Annotated in this window: 5 protein-coding genes; 3 read left to right on the top strand and 2 right to left on the bottom strand. The window is 44.7% G+C overall.

Annotated features, from left to right (window positions below; translation table 11 throughout):
• Positions 1-509 precede the first annotated feature (509 nt).
• The gene (locus H6G26_RS39415) at positions 510-1412 is read left to right on the top strand and encodes a phytanoyl-CoA dioxygenase family protein (RefSeq protein WP_190737294.1); all 903 of its coding nucleotides are present in this window, start codon (positions 510-512) and stop codon (positions 1410-1412) included.
• Between the two features lie 378 nt (positions 1413-1790).
• Here the strand turns inward: H6G26_RS39415 and H6G26_RS39410 are convergent, their stop codons facing one another.
• Entirely contained in the window at positions 1791-2003 is a 213-nt protein-coding gene (locus H6G26_RS39410; protein WP_190737292.1) for a hypothetical protein, read from the bottom strand.
• A gap of 204 nt (positions 2004-2207) precedes the next feature.
• Here H6G26_RS39410 and H6G26_RS39405 point away from each other — a divergent pair, with 204 nt between their 5' ends.
• The gene (locus H6G26_RS39405) at positions 2208-2939 is read left to right on the top strand and encodes a tetratricopeptide repeat protein (RefSeq protein ID WP_190737290.1); all 732 of its coding nucleotides are present in this window, start codon (positions 2208-2210) and stop codon (positions 2937-2939) included.
• A gap of 358 nt (positions 2940-3297) precedes the next feature.
• A complete protein-coding gene (locus H6G26_RS39400) occupies positions 3298-3540 on the top strand; it encodes a hypothetical protein (protein WP_242054338.1) in 243 nt (80 codons plus the stop codon).
• 261 nt (positions 3541-3801) lie between these two features.
• On the opposite strand, the gene H6G26_RS39395 is transcribed toward H6G26_RS39400, so the two are convergent.
• A complete protein-coding gene (locus tag H6G26_RS39395) occupies positions 3802-3969 on the bottom strand; it encodes a hypothetical protein (RefSeq protein ID WP_190737288.1) in 168 nt (55 codons plus the stop codon).
• Positions 3970-4117: the final 148 nt, after the last annotated feature.

Here is a 4117-nt window from a genome sequence, read left to right as displayed (position 1 = left end):
TGGTTCTGGAATCATGTCACTCAGAAATTCATATTGAGCACGGGTCAGATTGCTGGGGTATGCTTTACTCATGTTGCTCTCTCAGTGCTGTCTACTATATATTCACAGCGTATACTGAGAGAGCTTTTTTACCATTTCTTTGACTTTTCAAACAGCCTCTAACTGGACTATCCCCTTCAACAGCAGAATAATTAGTTGATTATTATTGGTATTAATAGTTATTATTCTGGTTTACCGAACTGAGCAATTAGAGTAAACCGTAATCTTTTTTTAGTTTTACTTAAGTGCGGTAATCATAATTTTATTAGGTGATGAGAACCGAATTTACATGAGTTTTAACCATAACCCTTTTATTTAGAAATTTATAGCCCAATTACGCGCCCTCTACCCCAAATTATTATTAGTTCTTGGGGCCATTGTGGCCGGGTAGCAGAACTATATGCCTATAATCCCGCCCACGATGACCCTGTTATAACCTTGTTTTAAAACGCTCTCAGAAGGAGATTAGGATGAATACAGCCGCACACGAAGTTACCCTTGACTACACGAACAGCGTCCAAGTCGAGGAAACAGAAGACATCTCCCCAACCGCGCTCGATGAGCAGTACGATACTGCCACCATAATGGGCGGACTCTACGGCGACGGGATCATTGGGTTGAAAGGGGCGTTTGAGCCGATGTGGGCAGATCGCCTCGGTGAGGATATTGAAGTTCTCTTCTCAGAAGCGCTTGCGCGTCCTGGTGGGACGGTGGGGCGAGGGCCTAACCGATACTACGTAGAGATTCACCCGGAGAGAATCAGGGGATTTCTCGACCTCGTGACACATCCTTGGGTAGTGGCAGTGTCAACCGCAGTTCTCTCTAAGGACTATAAAATCGTGGAGATTGGGTTCGACGTGCCTCTGACTGGCTCCTTGAATCAGCCGTGGCACCGGGACTTTCCCGCGCCTGAAGCCACTCTGACAGGACGCAGGCTCAACTCGCTTGCTTTCAACTTGACCACCGTGGACGTTGAAGAAGACATGGGGCCGTTCGAGATAGCGCCCGGCACCCAGTGGGATCGGCCAATTGGCTTCAAACACGAAATGTTTCCGCCCAAATCTCTCTACGGCCGATATCAGGAGCGCACCGTGAGGAAGATGCCGAAGCGTGGAGATATATCTGTCCGGTCAGCGCTGACTATTCATCGGGGTACCGCCAACCAATCCCAAAAATCGCGGCCAGCCCTAGTGCTTGGTGTGGATGCTCCAGATGCCCAAAACGCAGAGCGGCACGATCTCCAGTTTACTCGGTCTTACTACGAGACTATCCCTGTAGAACACCGAAAGCACTTCGCCTGCCGGATCGTTGACGCACTAGAACCTATCGTACAAGCGCATACGATCGAAGGACTCGTCATGGGGGAGGCTTAACATAACCTGAGTTCAGGTTAAAACACATTATTAGCACATAAAGATTACTGCCTTCTCCATGCAAAAACAATGTGCTAATAAGGTATTTCACTGTATTAATTAATATATAAAAATTACTGTTAAATGCGGTATAAACAACTTTACTGTCAAACCTAAAATCTATGTATAACAAAAGCTTAGGAATGAGCTTGCCTAAATTACGTGGGGAATAATTAAACTAATCGGTTTAGTTTACTCCTGGTGTCAGCGACGCTATATCTACGCCTATTGATGCGTTGGCACATCGCTGAAGGTGGACAATTACGCCATTACTCCTAATTTGTTCCTCTAAGAATGATAGGCACGCTCCCTTCGCCCCTTCGCTCCTTTCTCCCAGCATCAATCTTCCCACACTGCCATAAATTCTTCCCACTCCTGATCAGTCTCTGGTGCTTTGTCTTGTGTCAGTCCCACTATTCGCGCTAGCTTCCTGGCTTGGTCTATGCTCTCGCCAAGCTCTATCAATTGGTGTTCTAGGTTGGGGTCGTAGCCTTGGGCTAGTAGCTGGGCATACTCAGTATCGGTCATGCCGAGGTTGTGGGTTTCAGTCATAGTGGGTTGGGGGCGATCGCACTATTAAACAGGTCATTTATACCCCTAATTTTTAGCACCTCACAAAATCGCGTTGCTCCCGCTTCCCAGCACATTGCCCCGATCTAGGAAAGAAACCGGAAAGCTGTAACTTCATTTGGTAGCTTAATTTATGACTGCACTCGTTGAGATGCAACCGCTCACACGCTTTGCCTAACGTCGCTTATGAACCACATTTACACCAGTGCCGCTATCTTAGGAATCTTTACAGTCTTGAGCGAATTTTCCCCTGCCGTCTATGCCCAGCCACCGCAAATGCTCATTACTCAGCAGCAGAATTATCAGGTGACAGACAACATTCTGCGGAACCTGCGAAATGCTACCGACCCCTCCTATGCGGATGTCAAGCTGCAAGCGCTCAACCAAACCATTACTGAACAGCAAGGTAGCGAAGTTGCTCGTGCCGTAGGCGAGCACAAGAAAGCATCGATTGGAAACTCCCATCTCTTCCAGAGCGATTACACTCAAGCAATCGCCGACTTCAACCAAGCCCTGAAGCTCCAGCCTAATGATGCTGTGGCTTACTACAATCGGGGGGTTGCTTACATCAAGCAGGGCAATTACACTCAAGCAATCGCCGATTACAACCAAGCCCTGAACCTCCAGCCCAACTTTACTGATACTTACGTCAGTCGGGGGGTTGCTTACGCCAGGGAGGGCAACTACACTCAAGCAATCGCCGATTACAACCAAGCCCTGAAGCTCCAACCTAATGATGCTAATGCTTACTACAACAAAGCTTGTGCCTATAGCTTAAAGAAGGAGGTCAAAGCAGCGATCGAGAATTTGCAACGGGCAATTGATTTAGATGCAAAGTATCGGGAGTATGCTTTAACAGATTCCGACTTTGATAACATTCGCCAAGATAAGCAGTTCCGGGTTTTAGTTGGGCAGTAAGTGGACAATAAATCAGCTACGACATCAGGGTAAGCGCATCTCAAACCCTATTGACACGGTAGCTTTGAGGTTCACCCAAAGCACAAATAAGTTCAAAATTAGTATACTGAGCCAAGGGGTGGGATTGACATTTTCGGCTTTATGTGGTCAAAAACATAAAAAACTATTTGAACTATGTTTTTTCAATCATTTACGACAATTTGTCCTATTTTGAATGGAAAATTGATATTCAGATAGAGTTTTAAGCTTTTTATCTATATCAAGAGCTACAAAATTAGATGCGCTTACCCTGGTTAAAGATAAATTAACCCAAGTAGAAACTATATTAGGTTATCAAACTAGTATTGCTATACATCAAATGAAATGGTGGATGTATTTTCGTCATAAACAAAAATTACAAACTATTATTCATTTATTTTTACAACATTTAAAAGCGGTAGGATTAATTAACCTACTTACTGCTATAAAACTCACATATTTTTTAATGGAAATAGGCAGAGTTCACAAATCGCGTGACATAGAAACCACCAAACATAATGCTATACAATACTGGGCTGAATTATTGAAAATTAAACCGCCACAATACCCTTATCTTGGTTAAATTGCCTATTTTTAGGCTTGAGCGCGATCGCTAAACTACGCATCCTTAACTTTTCCTCTAAGAATTGGGAGAGCGATGTCTACGACGGGCTGCGCCTAGGTTGTGAGGTGGCGATGTCTACTTTAAGGGGTGCGCCTACGCTCTTTGGGCTTTCCTCTAAGAAAAAATTGAAGTTACACCGCTATGTTCAAAGGTTTTGGCAATTTGGCATCACAACTCTCTAAATTGCCGTTTAAATGAGATATCAACAGAACAGAACAGTCACAAATCGCCAGTTGTTGACCCAACGCTGTAGAACTCAGCAGCTAACCCACAGCACTCGGTCATCGCTTCTCTACGAGACGCTGCGCGAACACCACAACTGGCTAGTAATGTACTAGAAAATAAATAGTAAATGTGCGATGGCGTACCCACCCTTTCCGCAGGCATCGCATCGGAGATACTGGTACATTGTGGATAATTGAAGTATCACCTGTTGAACCTATCCCACTATTCTAAAAATCCCTACTCCTTTTCGTAAAATGTGCTTGAAAACCTTAATTTTTCGTTTTCAGTTCTCAATAAGCTTAAGCTTTGT

Source organism: Nostoc sp. FACHB-888, from assembly GCF_014696655.1.
Taxonomy (GTDB): Bacteria; Cyanobacteriota; Cyanobacteriia; order Cyanobacteriales; family Nostocaceae; genus Nostoc.
Note: the sequence above shows the minus strand (reverse complement) of the source record. Positions and strands in the feature narration are given on the sequence as shown.

Coding starts and splice junctions, on each gene's coding strand:
- H6G26_RS39415 (WP_190737294.1), top strand. CDS start 510: ATGAATACAGCCGCACACGAAGTTACCCTTGACTACACGAACAGCGTC.
- H6G26_RS39410 (WP_190737292.1), bottom strand. CDS start 2,003: ATGACTGAAACCCACAACCTCGGCATGACCGATACTGAGTATGCCCAG.
- H6G26_RS39405 (WP_190737290.1), top strand. CDS start 2,208: ATGAACCACATTTACACCAGTGCCGCTATCTTAGGAATCTTTACAGTC.
- H6G26_RS39400 (WP_242054338.1), top strand. CDS start 3,298: ATGAAATGGTGGATGTATTTTCGTCATAAACAAAAATTACAAACTATT.
- H6G26_RS39395 (WP_190737288.1), bottom strand. CDS start 3,969: ATGCCTGCGGAAAGGGTGGGTACGCCATCGCACATTTACTATTTATTT.